At 60.6% G+C, this 18,914-nt stretch carries 16 protein-coding genes and 1 pseudogene; 6 read left to right on the plus strand and 11 right to left on the minus strand.

From position 1 onward, the window contains the following. Positions 1–52 precede the first annotated feature (52 nt). Together ACUTAG_RS11025 and ACUTAG_RS11030 are read right to left on the minus strand one after the other, a co-directional pair. Positions 53–922, minus strand: coding sequence for an ImmA/IrrE family metallo-endopeptidase (locus tag ACUTAG_RS11025; protein WP_124086371.1), 870 nt, complete (start codon positions 920–922; stop codon positions 53–55). A 2-nt stretch (positions 923–924) separates the two neighbouring features. Continuing rightward, positions 925–1,314 (minus strand): helix-turn-helix domain-containing protein, encoded by a 390-nt coding sequence (locus tag ACUTAG_RS11030; protein WP_017462926.1) that lies wholly within the window; start codon positions 1,312–1,314, stop codon positions 925–927. 288 nt (positions 1,315–1,602) lie between these two features. Here ACUTAG_RS11030 and ACUTAG_RS11035 point away from each other — a divergent pair, with 288 nt between their 5' ends. The 6 genes and pseudogenes from ACUTAG_RS11035 to ACUTAG_RS11060 all read left to right on the plus strand — a co-directional run. Further along, positions 1,603–1,827 (plus strand): DUF2188 domain-containing protein, encoded by a 225-nt coding sequence (locus ACUTAG_RS11035; RefSeq protein ID WP_023093135.1) that lies wholly within the window; start codon positions 1,603–1,605, stop codon positions 1,825–1,827. 6 nt (positions 1,828–1,833) lie between these two features. Beyond that, positions 1,834–2,835, plus strand: coding sequence for a CBASS cGAMP-activated phospholipase (locus ACUTAG_RS11040; protein ID WP_017462924.1), 1,002 nt, complete (start codon positions 1,834–1,836; stop codon positions 2,833–2,835). Then, a complete protein-coding gene (locus ACUTAG_RS11045; protein WP_017462923.1) occupies positions 2,829–3,971 on the plus strand; it encodes a CBASS cGAMP synthase in 1,143 nt (380 codons plus the stop codon). The genes ACUTAG_RS11040 and ACUTAG_RS11045 overlap by 7 nt, the downstream gene beginning before the upstream one ends. After that, positions 3,968–5,599: a ThiF family adenylyltransferase gene (locus tag ACUTAG_RS11050; RefSeq protein WP_446650155.1), complete on the plus strand. Its 1,632-nt coding sequence runs from the start codon at positions 3,968–3,970 to the stop codon at positions 5,597–5,599. The genes ACUTAG_RS11045 and ACUTAG_RS11050 overlap by 4 nt, the downstream gene beginning before the upstream one ends. Then, positions 5,587–6,063, plus strand: coding sequence for a Mov34/MPN/PAD-1 family protein (locus tag ACUTAG_RS11055; protein WP_446650156.1), 477 nt, complete (start codon positions 5,587–5,589; stop codon positions 6,061–6,063). The genes ACUTAG_RS11050 and ACUTAG_RS11055 overlap by 13 nt, the downstream gene beginning before the upstream one ends. 29 nt (positions 6,064–6,092) lie before the next feature. Continuing rightward, a pseudogene (locus tag ACUTAG_RS11060) lies at positions 6,093–6,338 on the plus strand (DUF4400 domain-containing protein); the annotation flags it as partial. On the opposite strand, the gene ACUTAG_RS11065 reads toward ACUTAG_RS11060, so the two are convergent. The 9 genes from ACUTAG_RS11065 to ACUTAG_RS11105 form a co-directional block, all read right to left on the minus strand. Further along, positions 6,335–7,753 carry a UvrD-helicase domain-containing protein gene (locus ACUTAG_RS11065; protein ID WP_279818484.1) on the minus strand — a complete coding sequence of 473 codons (1,419 nt, stop codon included), beginning with the start codon at positions 7,751–7,753 and terminating at the stop codon, positions 6,335–6,337. The pseudogene ACUTAG_RS11060 and the gene ACUTAG_RS11065 sit on opposite strands and share 4 nt — an antisense overlap. Continuing rightward, the gene (locus tag ACUTAG_RS11070) at positions 7,740–9,473 is read right to left on the minus strand and encodes an ATP-dependent nuclease (protein ID WP_446650157.1); all 1,734 of its coding nucleotides are present in this window, start codon (positions 9,471–9,473) and stop codon (positions 7,740–7,742) included. The genes ACUTAG_RS11065 and ACUTAG_RS11070 overlap by 14 nt, the downstream gene beginning before the upstream one ends. A 37-nt stretch (positions 9,474–9,510) precedes the next feature. Continuing rightward, positions 9,511–10,308 carry a hypothetical protein gene (locus tag ACUTAG_RS11075; RefSeq protein WP_446650158.1) on the minus strand — a complete coding sequence of 266 codons (798 nt, stop codon included), beginning with the start codon at positions 10,306–10,308 and terminating at the stop codon, positions 9,511–9,513. After that, entirely contained in the window at positions 10,289–11,245 is a 957-nt protein-coding gene (locus tag ACUTAG_RS11080) for an IS30 family transposase (protein WP_446650159.1), read from the minus strand. The genes ACUTAG_RS11075 and ACUTAG_RS11080 overlap by 20 nt, the downstream gene beginning before the upstream one ends. 52 nt (positions 11,246–11,297) lie before the next feature. Then, the gene (locus tag ACUTAG_RS11085; RefSeq protein WP_446650160.1) at positions 11,298–11,624 is read right to left on the minus strand and encodes a hypothetical protein; all 327 of its coding nucleotides are present in this window, start codon (positions 11,622–11,624) and stop codon (positions 11,298–11,300) included. 165 nt (positions 11,625–11,789) lie between these two features. Beyond that, a complete protein-coding gene (locus ACUTAG_RS11090; protein ID WP_446650161.1) occupies positions 11,790–13,862 on the minus strand; it encodes an AIPR family protein in 2,073 nt (690 codons plus the stop codon). Next, positions 13,862–14,827, minus strand: coding sequence for a PD-(D/E)XK motif protein (locus tag ACUTAG_RS11095; protein WP_025513270.1), 966 nt, complete (start codon positions 14,825–14,827; stop codon positions 13,862–13,864). The genes ACUTAG_RS11090 and ACUTAG_RS11095 overlap by 1 nt, the downstream gene beginning before the upstream one ends. Continuing rightward, positions 14,820–17,480 carry a Z1 domain-containing protein gene (locus ACUTAG_RS11100; RefSeq protein ID WP_121493373.1) on the minus strand — a complete coding sequence of 887 codons (2,661 nt, stop codon included), beginning with the start codon at positions 17,478–17,480 and terminating at the stop codon, positions 14,820–14,822. The genes ACUTAG_RS11095 and ACUTAG_RS11100 overlap by 8 nt, the downstream gene beginning before the upstream one ends. Further along, on the minus strand, positions 17,477–18,904 hold the full coding sequence (locus tag ACUTAG_RS11105) for an ATP-binding protein (RefSeq protein WP_238550479.1): 1,428 nt from the start codon (positions 18,902–18,904) through the stop codon (positions 17,477–17,479). Before ACUTAG_RS11105 ends, ACUTAG_RS11100 begins: the two co-directional genes overlap by 4 nt. Positions 18,905–18,914: the final 10 nt, after the last annotated feature.

The following is an 18,914-nucleotide window of genomic DNA, read 5'->3' on the forward strand; positions in this document are numbered from 1 at the left end:
CGCGAATGGCGTATAGGAGTAACCTCCTTGCGGTCGTGGCCGTGATCGCTTTTCAGCGGCGCCTGCTTCGCCCCGGCCATGGCAGTTCTCCCGTCAGTTCAGCCAAGCCTCCATCGTCTTCGACACGTGCGCCGAAGCGGTTCACCTCAACCTCCGGCAAATCGTCGCTGTCGAACCATAGCAAGGAGATGGTGGTATCGGTGCGCTGGTAATGTCTTGAAAGTTCCCAGAGGTCAAGGCCCTTTTCCCAGTTGTCGAACCAGACGTCCTGTGAAACTTCCCCCGTATCAGTGGAGCTATTCCCTGAAGAGCGGATTCGGTGAGCCACGGAGCCTGCTGGAATGACCGACCTGGGAGGTATCCAGGCCCCAGCTTGCCGCAAGGCCGTTGAGCGTGCGGCATACCGCACCGCACCGCGCTCCATGGTGACGAATGCGCACGGCATGTCACTAAGACTGGCAAACCTTGACGCCGCTGCAGGGAATGATGTGCCGAACAAGTCGGCCATGTGTTGGATGAGATCCAGGGAGGGCTCTTCCTTGGGAACAGCGGAGAGCCATTGCTGATAGGGCATCAGCAGTTCAGCGGCAAACGTGTCGCAGGCGATCTCGTTCGGATGTCGCTTTGCATAGGACCATGACGGCACCTCGTCGTGACTTGATTCCAAGCCGAGCACGATATGAGCTATTTCGTGGCAGACAGTGAAGCGCTGGCGCTCTTCGGTTTCCAGCGAATTCACCGTGATGATGTGCTTCCCGTTCGGCTTGGTAACGGTATAGCCGGACTCCCCATCGCTAAGCTCATCCTTCTTGACCTTGGCGTTAGCCGCGGTCACATACGGGGACAGGTCTTCTCGGATGTTCGAAACATCGACTCTCGCGACAAACGCGCGCGCTCTCTGCCTGACATCCGCCTCGTCCATGTTCAGTCGTCCTCGTCGTCGTCGAAGGCCTTCTTGATTCGGGCGATGAGCGTCGCGGGATCAGGCCTTGCATTTCCCCGATGCCTGACCCCAGCCGCGGCCGAAAAAACATCGATGCTGATCGAGGGATCTTGTAGCACGAATTCAACAAGGCTTGGATCAGCATCTGCGTGGTCAACCAGCCACATCACGAGTGCGGCATCTCTTTCCCCCGGCTTGAGAACCTTCAATAGCTTCTCAACCAAGTCTTGGGATGGGTTTGTCTTCTCGCCTGTTTCGAGACGGTGGACATAAGCATGATCAACTGACGATAGCTGGCCGATCTCACGCAGGGAAAGGGTTCTGCGTTCGCGTAGCGTCTTGAGGGCGACGCCTAGGCCTGTTTGCGGCATGAGTTCTGATCCTTGCGGTTGCGGGAAGAAGGGCCAAGCCCTCTGTTGCCCCTCCACATCCGGCTGATGTTCAAAGGCGCACACCGCACGCCCAGTTGCACCGGCGCACGCGCTCTGATACATTGTTGTCCAGCCAGACAACAGATGTAGGCTTTACGCCTGCTCCAGGTCGGATTGGCTCGGCCTTCCTGTTGTCTGCGTGAGCAACGAATTGTGCTACAGCGGGCGGCCGTTGACAACCTAGCCGAGCGGCTGGGACTTCGATAGTTCCACTGTAGGAGAGTCATCATGGCAGGCAAGAATCAGCATGTTGTTCCTCATCAGGACGGTTGGGCCGTGAAGGGAGCCGGCAATCAGCGGGCGACCTCCGTGCACGACACGCAGCAACAGGCCATTGACGCAGCGAGGGATATCGCACGCAACCAGCAATCCGAACTCGTCATCCATCGTCCGGATGGCCGTATCCGTGACAAGGACAGCCACGGCAACGACTCCTTCCCGCCGAAGGGCTGAAGTGCCATGACGGGCATCCCTACCTACCATGTGCTCGCCCTGTCAGGGGGCGGTTATCGCGGCCTGTACACCGCCACGGTTCTCGCCGAACTCGAAACCGTGCTGGGCCGTCCGATCGCTTCGCACTTTGATCTGATTTGCGGCACATCGGCAGGAGGGATGCTGGCTTTGGGGCTGGCTGCGGAAATTCCGGCCTACGAACTCAAGGCACTGTTTGAAGAACAGGGCAGCCGCATCTTTGGCTGCCGCAGCCTGCCGCGGCGGCTTCTGGGATTCTGGCTGACTGCAAAGCATGACTCAGCGGGATTGAAAGAGGTACTGACCGAGCGCTTCCAAGGGACCACGATAGGTGACCTGAAGCATCGTGTTCTTGTGCCGGCAGTCAACTACTCGACGGGACGCGGGCAGTTCTTCAAGACACCGCACCATCCGTCCTTTGAGCTGGATCACCGCATGAAGGTCGTTGATGTGGCGTTGGCGACAGCCGCCGCGCCCGTCTACTTTCCTCTGGCGCGCAACGACCGCGGTGTCTTCGCGGATGGGGGGCTGGTGGGCAACGCCCCGGGCCTGTTCGGGTTGCACGAAGTCAAGACGTTCCTGGCGCCGAAGCAGGATGCGCTGGTTCGGGTCCTCGCCATCGGCACGATGACCATCGGTGCGACCGTTCGTGGCGGCGCCAGCCTCGACCGCGGATTCGGCAAGTGGCGCGGGGGACTCTTCGATCTCGTGATCTCCGCCCAGGAGTCGTCGGTGGACTACATGCTGCGGCAGGCGTTGGGCAACAACTACTTCCAGATCGACGACAAGGCGACGCCGGATCAAAGCAAGGACGTGAAGGCGCTGGATCGGGTTTCCATTGGCGCCACGAATACGCTCAAGGATCGCGGCAACCACGCGGCGCAGCGTGCGCTCGGCGATCCTCTTTTCCAACCATTTCGAGCGCACCAGGCCGGCGCTCCCATCTTCTATCACGGCCCCAACAAGAATGTTCCGGAGGCCGCATGCTGAACTTGAGCCCACTCTTCTTCACCACCCTTGATGACGAATCCTGCATGCACGACGAGCTGGATCTGACGCCTGGGCAGCGCGCCTGGATCGCCAGCGCACGCACTGACGTCAGGGACTGCCTGCGCACAGGCATCCCCCGCGTGCTTAGGGCAAACGGATACACGGAAGACGTGCCGCAGCCGCGCTTCTTCACGCAAGGGTCGTGGGCATACAAGACGCTGAACGCCCCGGCACAACACCCTCAGCAGGCGGATGTCGATGATGGCTGCTATCTGCCAATGAGTTTCGTCTCGCAGACGAAGCGTCCCAGCACTGCGGCGACGGTGTTCTTTGCCGCTGCGGAAGAAGCATTGAAGCCGCTGGTCGAGGAAAGGCGGTGGAAGCTTGTCACCGACAAGCCGACCTGCATCCGCATCGTCATTGCTGCGTATGCTCACATTGATATTCCTCTGTACGCCATTCCCGACGAGGAATTTGTCACGCTCGCAAAGGCTTCGATGGAGCGATATGGCTACGACTCGCTGACGGAAGCGGTGAACATGGCAGAGCGCGATGCCTGGACCGCGCTGCCGGCTGACAAGGTTCTCCTGGCCCATCGTGAATGCAACTGGATGTCCTCTGACCCGAGGCCCGTGAAGGAATGGTTCCTGGGCGAAGTGGAAGCCAAGGGGGAGCAGTTCCGCCGCGTGGTTCGTTACTTGAAGGCGTTCCGCGATTGGAAGTGGTCCAGCGGAGGACCTGCCTCGATCCTGTTGATGGCCGCCGCGGCCCCGCTCTTTGAGAAACGCGATAGGCGCGACGACCTCGCTCTGCTGGATGTCGTCGCGGCACTGCCAGCCCGGTTGCGTGGGGGAGTGAACAACCCCGTGGAAGAGTCCGAATCGCTCACGGAGCGACTTGGCCAAGCGGGTGTCGAAGATGCGGCCAAAGCATTCGAAGAGTTTGAGAAGGTGCTTCGCGGAGCAACCGGCGCCGGCAGTCCTTCACAGGCCTGCATCTGGATGCGAGGCGAATTCGGCCCGCGTTTTCCGAACGAGCCGGATCGGGTCAAGGTGGTGTCCGTTGCCGCCACCATTGCCGCGGCTCCCGCTACTGCTGGTCCTAGCGAACTCATCGGACGAACGAAAGCTGGATGAGCAGCGCCGCAGCGGTCGCAGACGTGATCGAGGCCTTCAAGCAGCGAGGCTTCGCGTTTGTTGGCAAGACGGATGACGGCTGGTTCAGGCTGCACGGGCGGTTGACCTCGCCCCAAGCGGACAAGGGTTGTCCGTGCGAAGTCCAGCTCGACCCCACGTTCTTCGACTTGCCTCGCATCCGGCTGCTGGAAATCCCTCCTGAGCTGCCCGCAGCGGTTCCTCATCTTGGCGCAGATGGCGGGCTTTGCTATCTCGCCAAGGGCACCGTCGTTCTGGACATCTACGATCCTGTCGGACAGTCGCTGGCGTGCCTGCAACGCGCGGCCGTCGTGTTCGGGCAGATCATGCAGGGGGAGATGATCGAAGACCTCGCGGAAGAGTTCTTCGCCTATTGGCACGGCTGGCATTGTTTCGTGGACATGCAAGGCGAGGATCTAGGGCGACAGAACTGCATCGTCGCGCATGCCAATGGGTGCCCCTTGTGGTTCATCACCGACAACGAAGATCGAACAACTGAAAAGCTGAAGTCGCTCGGCTACCAGGTCACCGATAGAACGGTGCTGACTTACCGAGTAAAGACCGGTGCTCAACCGCGCCCTCTGACTAGCAATTGGCCTCCTGAAACAGTCGGGGATATCCTGGCGTGGCAGAGCACTCTTGATCCCCGGTGCCGGCGCAAGATTCACGAGCGTATCAAGGAGGGGGAGAGGAAGAAGGCCAACGGAGTTCTGATCGTCATCGAGTCTCCGCTGATGACCTATGGCTTTGCGGTTCTCTACGACCGCCAAAGTCTTGTCCAAAAGAGCAAGCTCATAGATCGCAGGGATTCGAGCTATGGGTTGAAGGTGATGCCCATTTCGGTGGTCAGAATTGACGATCGGTACCTTGCCCAGCGGAACATGCCGAACTCAAAGACGCTTGCAGGGAAGAACATCGCCGTCGTTGGATGCGGCACGATTGGTGGCTATCTGTCGGACATGCTTGTCAAGGCTGGGGCGGGGATATGTGGCGGAAAACTCACATTGGTGGATTTCGATTGCCTTCTCCCGCAAAACATCGGGCGCCATCGCCTCGGATTCCCGGACCTGCTGTCGAACAAGGCCGAGGCGATGGCGAAGGAACTCAAGCGCTTGGCGCCAGGCGCCGAGATTCGCGCGCTGCCCGTGGATGTCAGGCATGCCCAACTGGGAGAGCTGGACCTGCTCATAGATGCCACCGGGGAAGAATCTCTCGGGCATTGGCTGTGCGGCCACTATCCGCCTCCGACGCCCATGCTTTCGGTCTGGATCGAGGGGCCGGGAACGGCTGTCCGTGCGCTCCTGAGGACGAAAGCATCTGATGCGTGCTATCGATGTCTTTGGCATAGCAACAGAAGAGGCGAGTTCCGTTCTATCACTGATCCTCTTCCTGCCATTCTGGCGGGGCATGGATGCGAAGGCTTGTACGTGCCATTCCCCGCTTCGGTGTCGGTGCACGCTGCCAGCCTGGGCGCTGAGATGACCCTCGATTGGGTCAACGGCGTTTATACCCCCGCGTTACGAACCAGGTTGATCGACCGCGCCCAGCAGCTTGCCACACCCGATTGCGATCCGCCGCGGGATCGGGAGTGCCCATTATGCAATTCATGAGTTCTTGGGCGGCCGACGACAACAGAACGCTGCTGCATTTTTCGAAGTCCACGCTGGAGACCTTCCGCCAGCATGTCCAGGCCAGTGATTCTGACTGCGAAGCTGGCGGGCTGCTACTCGGTTCGGTCCATGGAACTCACATGCTCATTGAGCATGCAACGGTTCCCACGGCATGGGACAAACGGTTTCGCTACCTGTTCGAGAGAATGCCATTCGGCCACGAAGCCATTGCACTGGCTCGATGGACGGCGAGCCAGGGAACCATCCGCTATTTGGGCGAATGGCACACCCATCCGGAAGACAACCCCAACCCGTCGGGCCTCGATAGATCGGAGTGGAACCGTCTGTCGGCCAAGCGTCGGGATAAGCGACCAACGCTCGCTGTCATTGTTGGCCGAAATGCCCTGTATATTGAGTTGGTGCCAAGCTCAGGCCAAGGATCAGTATTCTCCCCTGTGGAATAGCGGCACACAAACCAATGTCGTCGCAGCGTGCCGCCTTCGTCGGGCTGGTGGACGGCCTGGTGCGCCGGGACATCCGCCGCTTCGGCGCGGGCCGCGAGTCGGGGTTCATCTATCACCGCGCTAGGGCCAGCCTGATCCCGCTGGCCGTACTGCCGTGGGTGACTTACCTAGCACTGCCGGTCAGCGTGAACCCGCTGCTGATCCTGCTGCCCAGCGTCGCATTGCTCTGCGTGGCGGTGTGCATTGCGGCGGCGACATTCAAGAAGTGTCTCTAACCGATCACTGGACTGGCGCTACACACTACGAGCTTCATCGAACCCCGGGTCATGGCGACGTAGAGGTTCTGCGCACTCATGCCCTCGATATTTAGCAGCACCGCGACTTCGGCTTCCAGCCCCTTGAGCAACAGCGTGCTGCCGACGGCGCGCTTTGGTAGCGGGCGCCCCAACAGCCGGTTCTCTTCCCGCACGCGCCGGGCCGCTTCTGTTAGAGGGACGGCCCCCGACGAGGCTTCTCGGAGCGCCTTGAGCACCCCGTAGAGGATGGCCGGCCGATGCACACGCACGTTCGGCAGTGCCCGCAGCTCCGACAACAGCGCGGCGGCCGCAGCGAGAGAGGGCGCGCGCCCGAACGCCAGTGCGCGGCTTTCTGCCTCGTTCGGAGGATTCCTTGCAGTTCCCTTTGCCAACGACTCCAGGCGCCGCGTCAACTCCGCCACGCCCACATTGGTCATGACGCTCTGCGCCAGCGCCAGTAACTGCGCGAGGGCATTCGGTGCCCCCGCATCAAAGTTGCTGGCGAAGGCGATGAGGTCTTGCAGATCGACGGCCTCGACCGTCGAAGCGCCCGGCGTCTGGCTCGCAAAGTTCTGCTGTGCTGCTCGGTTGCGGCTATCGGCGATGATGAGCACGCGCCCGTCAGCGGTTGGCGATGCCGTCCTCGCAGCGGCTAGGCGCTGGGCATGGTCGTTGGGTGGTACGGCCTGCATCCAGGTCACATGCTCCGGTGGCCCACTACGCAGATCCACCGACTGCCCCACCGCCAACAACCGGCGGGCCTCCAGCAACCATTGTCCCAGCGCTTCCGCGCCGGCGTTGCGCCATCGCCAGGGCGTTGCCAGTTCCCCGACGACAGGAAAATGCGCGCACACGTGCTGGTTCCAGTCGGCCAGCGCATTGCCCCGGAACCCGAAGATCGCCTGCATGGGGTCGCCCAGCACGCAGGTCGGCAAGATCAACGAGAGGAAATAGACGATGTAGTGCTGGGGCACCGAACAATCCTGGTACTCATCCACGATCAGATGCGCATACGAGGCTTTCAGCACCTCATTGACGTGCCCGGCTTGCAGCAGCTTCCAGGCGGCGTCGCGGATTGCCGGGTAGTCCCGCGCAGGTGCTGCCAGCCGCAGAATCTCCGGATCGTGGGCGCTGCGGCCGGGAAAGGTCGAGATGAGCCGGATGGCCCAGCCATCGATCGTGCTCAATCGATAGGCGCTGGCTGGCACACCGGCGCGGTCCAGCCGGCCACGCAGGGCCGCGACCCCGGCGTTCGTGTGTGTCAGCACGAGGATGGGCTTGTTGCCCCGATGACCGGAAAGCGCGTGGGCAATCAACTGTGTTTTGCCGCAGCCGGCCGGTGCGGTGACGGTTCCGCGTTCGATTGCACGAAGGTCGATTTCAACGTGGTCCATCAGCGGCCCACCCGAATACCTGGTCCATCAGAGCACGGAAGCCCTGATCGCAAAGATGCAGGTCCGGTGCAACGATGGTCCTCGCCACGTCCTCCATCCACGATATTTGCTTGAACCAGCCAGCCTTTCGGATGCGCGCCGCCTGACCAAGAATGGCCCTGCGTTCGGCCGACAGGTGGCCGGTGTTCTGGATCTCGTCCCAGACCTGCTGGAACGTGAGCATGTTGTTCGAGACGGTGCGCAGGTGTTCGACGATCAGGTCGCCATGCAATTCGTTGGCGTAGCCGATCAGCCTCTGGCAGGCAACCGGCGTGAGACTGCCGAACAGCTCGTCCTCCAGCGCCCGGCCCGCGCGGTAGGCGACGACGGTGCCACCGTTCTCGACAAAAGCCTGCTCGACCGCAGATGTGGGCTTCTTGTCGTCGTCGCGCAGCACCATTACCTGGTAGCCCAGAGACTGAAACGCTGCGGCCCGGGCATACGGTCGATCCGGCTCCCCGCCACCGCAGTCGACGAGGGCCACGCCCAATGCAGCCAGTGACGCATTCCCCTGGTCAAGCCTGTACAAGTCCAGGCCGCGCAGCAGGCCGATCTCGCTGGCTCCCTCGCACACGACCACGGAGCCAGCCAGGAAGGCCTCGGGGTAGAGGCGGATCGTGCTCTGGATGTCATTGTCGGCGCCGACCAGGCGAGCCTCGTGGCCGAGGGGGCCGCGGCGCAGCACGAAGAGCTGGCCGCCCGACAGTTCTCTCAGTGCCACGGGTGAGTGGGTGGTGAGAAACACCTGCAGCGGAGCAGCGGCCTCCTTGGCACCGAGGGAGCCCAGGAACCGCGCGATGCGGTGGGGCTCCAGCCCGTACTCCAGTTCGTCCGAGAGCACGATTGACGCCTGACCAGCCGCCTTGCGCTGCAGGCCGGCGACAAGCAGACGCGTGGAACCGACGCCCAGGCTGCGAAGCGGGATGCCGCTTTCGTTGTGCAGGGAGATGGTGCCGCCGCCGAACGACACCGAATGCGAATCCAGCAGCGCCTTGGCCTTGGCGCCGATGTTGACGCCCAGCTCCTGAGCAGTGGTGGTGACGATCCCCAGCGCTTCTCCCAACTGTTGTTCGGCCTGGTCTCCGAAGGCACTGCGCGCATCCCTTGCGGCCTTGACGAGGGCGGCCGAAGCGTCGGCTCGCTCCTCCGAGATGCGGTTCAGTACGGAGCCGCGCTGCCATCCGAGGTTGAAGTCCGCCAGGGCACCGATACGAGTGGGCGCCAGGGCGACGCGATCCTTCCATGCGAGTGTCTTGACGATGCCTTGCTGTGCGGCGCGGTCGGAGACAAGGGTCCACAAGGGCTCTAGGTCACTGGCGACCGTCAGGTTCAGGCAGAGCACAACCTCCGCGCCGGCCGAGGGTTCGTCTTCGACGACGCCAGTGTTGGCGTGGTATCCGCGCAGGAATGCACCGAAGCCCTCCAGCGTCCTCATGCTGTCATCAAGGTCGCCGAGCGTCAGCGTGATGCTGATTGGGGTCGTGATGTCTAGGCCGAAGAAGTCCGCATCCGAGAACTGGAAATTTCGCCTGGCCCCCAGGCATAGGTCGATCGCGTCCAGTACGGTGGACTTGCCGCTGTCGCCCGGCCCGATCAGGCAGTTGATGCCAGGCGTCGGGCACCAAGCCAGCAACTGGATGCCGCGGAAGTTGGCGATCTCGATTTTTCTGATTCTTGCCATGTGCTGTCTCTTCCGTGGTCTGCGTCTCGTGACGGCCTCACGAAGACTTTGTGCCGAAGTGCTTGGCGAAATAGTCGATCATCTCTGCCGCCTGCGTGCCTTGCCGAAATTCTTTCTGCTCAGTGAAGTCGATCGAAGGCACCAAGTGGATGAACTGATCATCCGCATACAGCGACATCACGGCCTGCGGCTCCAGCAACGGCGGGCGCAGGCCCGTCAGTCCGTTGGCGGCCTCGATGGCAGCGCCGATCATGACGTCGGCGACTTGCACCGCTGAACTGGCCTTCGAGTCGACCTGACTGACGGAGGACAGCTTGAGGGGGAACTTGATGCTCGCGATCTGGGTCTGCCTGAACTCGACCTCGTGCTGGTGGTCGATATAGCGCTGAAGCAGGTCGTGATAGGTAAGCAGGTTCTTCGACTGGTCATGTTCGACCCGATACGCTCCATCAGCCATCAGTTCCATCCGGCTGATCAGGGCCTGCAATACTACGATCGCCGCATCGGTCGTGACGCCAGTGGTGGCGATGGCAGACAGACATTCTGGTGATGCCTGCACCAGCGGCCCCAGAGCCTCGGGCAACTCGCGCCAATTGAGGCGACTGGCCGCCAACACAAGCTCACGCAGGGCACCCTCGGTTTTCTCCTTGACTGCGCGCTGGAAAGTGACCAGCAAGGCGTCGAATGCCTCCTTGCCGAGCAAGGTTGGACCGGCGGTGTAGAGCAGCGAAGCCAGCGAGTAGTTCTGGCCATCCTCATAGAAGTCCAGTCCGCGCTCGTAGTAGAAGGGTTCGACGGCGTAATCCAGGGCGAATTCAACTTTGATTCGCAACACAATTGATGAATTCCTTGACGAAGACGTCGAGGGGCGTCTTGAATCCTAGTGTCTTGCGTGGTCGCGTGTTGAGCCGTTGCTCGACCCAGCGCAATTGTTCATCGGTGATGGCCGCGAAGTCCATGCCTCGTGGAAGGTACTGTCGGGTCAGTCCGTTGGCGTTCTCGTTGCTGCCACGCTGCCAGGCCGAGTACGGATCGGCGAAGTAGACATCTGCCTGCAGGGAGGCAGCGATGGCCTGGTGTTCGGCGAACTCCTTGCCGTTGTCGGCGGTCAGCGTATGCACACCATCGCGTACGCGGCCCAACCTGCCGACGATGGCGCGCATCACGTTCTCGGCCGTGCGATCGGCCGACTTGGCCAGCAGGTGGAGCCGGGAGCGTCGTTCGGTCATGGTCACCACAACCGTCTTGCCGCTCGAGGCGTGCATCGAGTCGATCTCCCAGTCGCCCAGGCGGGAGCGCTGTTCGACCACTGCAGGGCGTTCACGCCAACTGCGGCGGTGCCGAAGCTGGCCCCGGCCATCGCGCATCCCGCGCCTGCGGCGCTGGCGCCGACAGCGGCGCAAGGTCTTGAACAGGGTGCCCCCGCGCCGCTGTTCTGCGTAGATGTGCTGATAGATCCACTCGTGGCTCGCCAGTCCGGTGGCGCCTGCCACCTGCTCCGGGCTCCAGTCTTCGCGAAGGCACGCTTCGATCCGCGCGATGTGCTCCGGGCCGATGCGTTTGCGACGGCTGGCCTGTGAACGGCGATGGTCACTGATCCGCTGTGCCTGGGCAGGGTCGTAACACCGACCAGGGCTGTTGCGCCGCAACTCGCGGCTGATCGTGCTGGGCGCACGATCCAGGGCAAACGCGATCCCGCGAAGGGAACAGCCGGCTTCATGCAAGGCGTGGATGCGATATCGTTCGTGCTGGTTCAGGCGGCCATTGGCCATGGGCAACTCCACTTGGCGGTGAAGCTGCTCAGGTCAGGTCGCCTGGGCCTCTTCACAACCTTGGGTGTTGCGATCGAGAGTTGAATCCGCCCAGGAACATCAACAGCAGCAGGAAGCGCTTGTCGCAAATGTAGGTCACACACTTGTGTCGGGACAGCACGGCGCGCTGCAGGTCTAGGAGTGGCTGTCGGTAGCTGGGGCGGCGCGCGAGTGACCGGTACTTGAGTTCGGGTGCCTGCAGTTTGGGGAAATGCTCTCGGATCAGGCGTGCGGCTTCGTCATCGCTGATCGCGATGGCCGTGGCGCCTTGAAAGCGCTGTTCCGGGTTCAGCAGATCGAAACCTGTGTAGCCGCTCTCGTCGATCCGGAAGCACTCCATTTTTAGTTCTCCTGTGAGATGGTGCTAACGGAGATCGAATAGGCCAGCCAAGTGGACCATCCTGCGCTACAGGCGTCCCTGCACCACTGCTGATGCTGCTCGCGCTGGCAGCAAACATCACTGTGGGTCGCTTCACGCAGGATTAGGGACTCTTCAATCCTTCGGTCAGGGATCACTCACAACCACGCCTTCCAGCCGCCCCTTGTCGAGAATATCCAGCAGCACCACGCTCTGTTTCTCTGTCGGAAGCTTGGAGGGAATCTGCATGGCCACCCTGAGCACGCCGTCTTCCTTCGGCGTGAGCAGATCTTTCTCAAGCAGCGACTGATGGATGCGAGCCCATTCCGCAGCGGGAACAGCCAGCACTTTTCGCTGCGCCTCGATGCCGTTGTCGATCCTCTGCGTCTGCTTCGCAGTCTTCACGATCGCTGCCTGATCATCCTGCGGAACAAGTCGATCGTAGAACTCGGGCGGGAGGAGATTGGCAATGGCGTCGGTACGAGCCTGTATCCTCGTCCAGCACGCCTCCTTCTTGCACCACTCGGAAATGTTGGAAATGCCTTGCGGTGGTCTGATGATGTCGTCGTTCACGACCCCCGACACGACAGCGATGGCACTTTCGAGCACTGGGTCGACCTTCTGTGCATTCCAGATGCCCAGAAAGTCGATGCTCTCCTTCCTGCGCTTCGTGATGTCACCGAGTACCGCCAGCGTGTAGGCCACGATGTTTGCTCGGTACCCGCCGTTGTACCAGGGCTGCGCAGAAACGATGCGCTCCGTGGCGCGGAAGATCAGACCACGTGCGACAGCCCTCTTGAAATAGAACTCGTTGAACGCGTCGGATGATTTCTCCCACTCGCTGCCGATTCGGGCGGCGTAGCGCGCAAAGTTCTTCTGGGAGCCAAGATTCACCCACCTGGGGTGGTCATCCCAGACATTCTCGAACTTCGCGAGGTCCGTCTTCGTGAACATCTGTGGCTTGGGATGCTCCGCCTTGAAGCGACGCTGCTCCGCGGGTGTGAGCTTCGACTGTGCATCGGCATACTGGCCGCGTGCGCGCTCATAGAACCACCTCGTCTCGCGCGGGGCGCCCTTCTGCGCGGGTGCCCAGATCCGTCGGGAAAACCCTTCCATCCGCACATGGAACGGATGGTTCGAGAAGAAGTCGGCGGCATTCACCCGATTCTGGGTGTTCGCATACTCCGATATCCTTGGAACGACCGTTTCGCTCTGCAGGCTGTCGATGACGGACAGCTTCATCTGAACGAATATCCGGGAAAGGTCCGCCTTGTCCCGCTTCCGCGTATGGAACAGGGATGCAGTGGTCTGCCCGCCATTGACGATTTGAAGATCGACAATCCTTGTGATCGCCAGACCGGAATCCGTTGCCTCGGTTTCGACACTCTGCGCAGTGGCCGTGATCCCATTGTTGTAGGCAAAGAACATTCCCGGCTCATTCAGGATCGTTGCCCGTATGCCCTGGTTCACATTGCCACGAGCCTGCAGGAATGTCCGGACGTTCTGCTCCAGCAGGCGCGCTCCGAAACTTCCGTACAGGGTCGCCAGCACATCTGCTGGCATGACCATGAGGTAGGACTGATAGGCATCGGTTGTCAAGTGAGCGGGAAGGCAGGCGATGCCTTGGCCAAACATCTGCTCGAAGTCGAGATCGAGTGGTTCCTTGTGGCTGCGTGAACTTCGCTGACGATGAAGACGCGAAATATCCCATACGTGATAACTCGTGGGAACGCCAGCAACTTCTCCATCCGGAAGGCTCTGCACTGCCCCGCTGAGCGTGCGCTCGGAGAACAGAACAAGGTTGAGCGAGCCGATGGCACCTCTGCGATCGGCAATCTGTCTGGCAAGGCCGTATTCCGGCGATGTGACTTCCAGATCGTCCGCCAGATTCCTGTCGATACTTTTTTCGAAGAAGTTGGCAACACGCTTGAATGCCGCATCCACATCCGTCCTGGTCAGGGATGCCAGTTCGTTGCGGGACTCAAAGTCTGCGATGAAGAGGTGCAGGACTCCCTCATCATTGAACCAGTAACCGTCCACGCGCACGCCACGATGCGCCCGGAAATGACAAAGTTCGAAGCCTTCCGTGAAGCCTGTTTCGACAAGCTCTGCAGCGATGGTTTCCATGAACTCGTCGAGCTGAAACCTGCCATTGGCCTCGGCTCCCGCCAGCAGTTCCTGCCGGAAGTCGTGGAAGAACTCTTCGCCGGTTTGCTCCATCACTCTCCTCCGAAGACAGCGGCCCCGTCGCACTCGTATTGAGCAATCGTTTCCAGTCTGATGTCGTAGGCTACCTTGGCAATCCCCGTCGGCAATTGCGATCGCATGAGACGCGGAAAATCATCGACGACCCGATAGCTGCGCACGTCGCTGACGACAAAACGCGGCTCATCGTAGTCAGGGAGCGGCGCGTAGCCGTGTGCAACCAGCTTCCGGTCAAAGGCCTCGATAGCCTCTGCCTTGTCGAGCCGCGCCTGGACGGCGGCGACAAGCTCGTTGAGCGAGCGGGCACCTGCCGCGTCAGCCAGGTTGCTCAGCCGGTACACGCGCAGGAACAGTGCGTCGTTCAGCGATTCGAGCTGGTCTTCCGACGAAATGCGGATGCTGCTTCGCTCGGCGCCCGAGAGGGATTTGACCTCGACAGCCGTGTTGCCGAAGATGAAATCCTGATGTGACCGTTCCGGACCAAGCCAAGCTTCGACGACGGCGTTGCTCGGCATTTCCCGATCGATCAGTTCCGTCAAGAAGACGATTTCGGCGAAGAGGCCTCGAACATCCTCTGCGGACAGATGCTGACTTCGACCCGAGAGGAAAGTCTTCCAACGACGGATGTGCGCCAGCGAGACTGCCAGAGAGCTGGCCGAATCGGTGGCGTGCTCCAGCGCGAATGCCAGGGTACGGCACAGTCCCTCGAAAAGATCGCGATCAACCTGTCTTTCAAGAGCGAGGACCAGGTGTTGCTGCCCCTGATCTCCGGCACGAAGATCGACATCGACGCCGTTCACCGTGACCGCGTTCTTCCGGTACTGGGCTGTGTGGTCGCCGTGCAGCTCCACAATGAACAGGCAGGCACCACTGACATCACGTCCCCAGAAGCAGGGCACGGCCGTTTTCGCCGCAACCTGGCGGACATTGAAGTCCGTGCCAGGAACGGCAATTTCATCCCATGGCGAGGTTTCAGGCATCGTAGTCTTCCTCCTCGTCAGGATCGTCCACATAGCCCTGCATCTGCTGGAGCCAGACCTTGTTGACGACGACATTGATGGTTGTCGAGTAGTCCCCGTATGGGAAGCTCATGCCAAAGGCAGCGATCGGCCCCATCACGGCATCGCCCTTGGGCTCCAGACTGTGAATCATGAGGAGGGGCCTGTCCCTCACCATCCGGTAATGTGTGTCGGATACCGCCCCCGAGCCGTCGTCGTCGCCTGCGACCATTCTCGCCTCAGCGCGTTGCTCGTCGCTGAGCCCGAGCTTCTCGTCACCACGCGAAGCAACCCTGTCCTTGTTCAGGCGCCACGCAGTGCCATTCGGCTGATTCTTCCCGACGACACGCACCTGATTCCTCAAGGTGTATGGGCGTTCGCCGCCCGACCCACCCGGGGGAGAAATCAGCAGGACATCAGCAAGCGGACGCTTCGTCGCGATCCGTTCGAGATAGCTCACCACGTCTGATTTCTGTCCCGCAAAGGTCGAATGGCATTCGAATCTAGTGAGAAAATCGTCGATCACCTCGACGGGCACGTCTCTGAAGATGACGCCTTTCTCGGTGAACTCCTCCGGCCGTCCGCCGAATCCATTTCGCCAGTGATCGGCGATCAGCTCAAAGTTCTTGGCATTCACATCGGGGTCTGTGGAGACAATGTAGCTTTCACGCAGTCGCCCGCTGAAACTCTGTTCGACGGTGACTTCCTGACCAGCCCGCATCTTGTTCGCGGCCGTGATCAGCAGGCTGTCCGGATGCGAGCGGACGTAAAGCCCAAAGTCCTTTGGGCTGAGGCGATCACGTCGCATGCGCTTGACCTGCTGCACAAGTTCTTCGGCGGCATCAGCGATGTGGGAATACCAGTTGATCGAATCGCGAGAGAGGTGGACTCGGCAGAGGTCCTCGAATCCCGGTCGGTAACCGAACCAGCGCCCCATCTGCATGAGGGTGTCGTACATCTTCGTGTTGCGGTACATGTAGCTGACGGTCAGTCCCTCGATGGTCAAACCTCGCGACAGGCTCAGGCCACCGACCGCGACCGCCGTCAGCCCGATGCCTTCCTTCTCGTACCGGGTGTAGTCGAGCACTTCGTCACTCTTGCTGTTGATGACGTAGAGATGAAGGTGCTCGAAGACACCGACGAGGGCTGCCTTCACTTCCTCCCAGGTCACCCCGACATCGGCATACTCGGCGAGGAAGGCATCCTTCAGGCCTTGCATGTACATGTTCCTTGAAGAAACATCTTCCGGCATCGCGTAGTTTGCGAGAACCGCTTCCCTGATCTTCTTTTCCCTGAGGCTCAGGAAATCGCGCACAGCCTTCTGCACCGGCACGAAGCGCGACACATTGACCATCATCGAGCAATGCTTGCTGGCCTGTCCGCGCAGGTTTCGAATGGCGCGTGCAATGATGAATTCGTCGAATGCGCGATAGAGGCTCGGGGGCAGCTCATGGACAGGGGCGTCGCGCTTGTGCGAGTAGGGAATGAAATCCTCGCAATCGTCGATCGGGCTGACGATCGATTCGCTGGTCGCCTCATTTAGGAAGACCTTCTCCGCCCCGAAATAGGTTGTGGGCGCATCCAGGCAATAGATGAAGTCGCGAGGGAAAAGCTCTTCCCGCACGTCATCGCCATAGGCATCCGGATTGATGAAGATGTTGGCGAACGGGGTTGCCGTATATCCGACGTAGCAGGACTTCGCGAACAGCCCCAGGATGCGGCGAATCATCGCATTCGTCCGGGTCGGGTCCAGGTCTTCCTTGTTCGTGTTGATCGATGCGTTGTCGGCCTCGTCATCGATCAGCAGCATCGGCACATCGGAAATGCGGTCTTCCCCTTCGGCGTTCAGTGCCTTCAGCCATTTGTGCAACGCAGTGAGCGTCGTGACGTTCTTCTTGATGATCAGGATGATCGGCTTGCTGAAGTCGTTGATCTTCCAGCCACTCTTGGCGGCTGTATTCTTGTTGAAGTCCTCGTTGATGTTGGTGAGCGTTGCCGGATGCGGATATCCCGGAGCGAGACCGACACCGATGTTGCGGCGATCCTCGGGATCACTCGACCGACCGATGAAGGCCTCGTCGATTCGCTGCTGTGTCTGCCTGCGCAGGTTGTTGTGAATGCCTGCGATGACGACGATGAACTTGTAGCCCGCATCGGCTGCACGTGCTATCAGACCCGTGTAGTTGGCCGTCTTCCCTGACTGCACATGGCCGATGACCAAGCCACGGCGGTTCCAGCTCGTGCCTTCGCTCAGTGGATCCTGAAGGTGGCCAAGAATGCGGGTGGTCACATCGCTCAGCGACTGAACCATCTGTGGAGGCCAGCCCTCGTTGCGAAGAAATTCCTCGTATGCACCGGCATAGGTCCAGGTGACGTCCTCGCGCTTGTGAACCCATTGATCGTCATGCTTCGCACTGACATCGACCAATGAAATGCCTGCTCCCATGCGGGTCACAACCGATTCCATGGCTTCGGTGACAATGTTGCGGAGGTCTCCCGCATAGCCGAAGATTGAAGCAATCTGCCTTGCCTTTTCCTCCACCTGATCGCGCGTCGGCGTTTCTGCCATGTTGGCAAGGCCCGAGATGAGCGCGTTGGCGATGTTTCGTTCTGCCGTGATGGCTGTAATGCTCATGCAAAGGCCTCATTGATGAATTTTTCGACCAGATCCATCTGGCCATCGAAGAGATGCGTGGAGCGCACGATCTGAAGAAAGACCTTCGCATCGCCCGGCCCGTCGCCATACAGCACCTGGCGCAGGCTTCTCAGGCGATCCATGGTCTGGCTTTCATCCACCGATCGTTGATTGATCTCGCGCGGGTGGGTCGAGTAGTCGGAATAGATCATCTCGACCGGCAATGAGGCAGCAACCGAATCAAGCAGCGTGCGCATCAGGTCTGCGTCCTCTGGCGAGAGTCTTTCTGCCAGTGAGACGATGATCGGGTGCTGGTCGTTGATCGCGAACCGGATGCCATCATGATCGGCATAGCGCTCCCAGAACGGTGCCTGGGTTTCCTGAAACAGCTTCTGTCCGCGTCCCCGATGTACCGTCACGCTACGGTTGGTGATCTTGGCGATGATCTGGCGCAGGCGCTCACGCACCGCATGTGGGGGGCGCGCGCGCGACTTCTTGATGTCGATTGTCCAGGCTTCGTCCAGACTGTTGGGGAAGTCGATCTGCACCCGCGCCAGCTTGGTGGCCTCACCCTTGGGCACCAGCCGGAACCAGTCTCCCCACGCCATCAGACGCCCATTCCGATAGACATAGCCTCCCTGGTTGGAGATGAAGTCACTGCGATCTTGGTAGTAGTCGTACTCGGACGCGGAAAGACGGCTATGGTGTGGCAGCACATAGGGCTGCAGGCGCACTTCCGCATCGCCGATGCGGACAATTTCCTCCGGAAGAACCTGAGTGGCCGGATTCTTTCTGCAGAAAGGATCGAATGCGGCAATGGGGTGACCGTTGATGGCAAGCGTGACTCTGGGATGCCCCTTGACCTCGCCCGAAAGGAAGCGATGGAAGACGAGGGCGAGATGTCGCCCCACCACCTCAAGCTTCTCGTTCACGATTTCCTGCCGCCGATCCCCGACTTCGTCTTCGAGCATGCGATCGAGTTCTCGCCAGAGGACTGCGGTGCCGTGCCTTCCGAGGCGATCGACATAGGGCAGCGCCTGGATGTCGGCCTCATCAAGGATGCTCAGGATCCAGTCGTCTGCCGCATCGATGCGATCCAGGTTCCACTCGGCACCACAGATGGAAGCATCACCTGTACTGACCACTGTCAGGGAGCGGCACTGCGAGAACGACGCCGTCTTCAGTCCAAGACCAAAGCGCCCGAGATCCCTTGGCGAACGGTGTCGTCTGGGGCTATCGGTTCCATGACGCATTGCCGCCAGCAACTCTTCCTCCGTCATTCCCTTGCCGTTGTCGAGAATGACGACCAGAGGAAGCTCGCCGGACACATCGCAGATGATGTCGATCCTGTCTGCCCCGGCAGAAATGCTGTTGTCGATCAGATCCGCGATGGCCGTTTCGAGGGAGTACCCGAGATCCCTCATCGATGCCGAG

It is taken from the genome of Achromobacter sp. CSND-B12, from assembly GCF_052906545.1.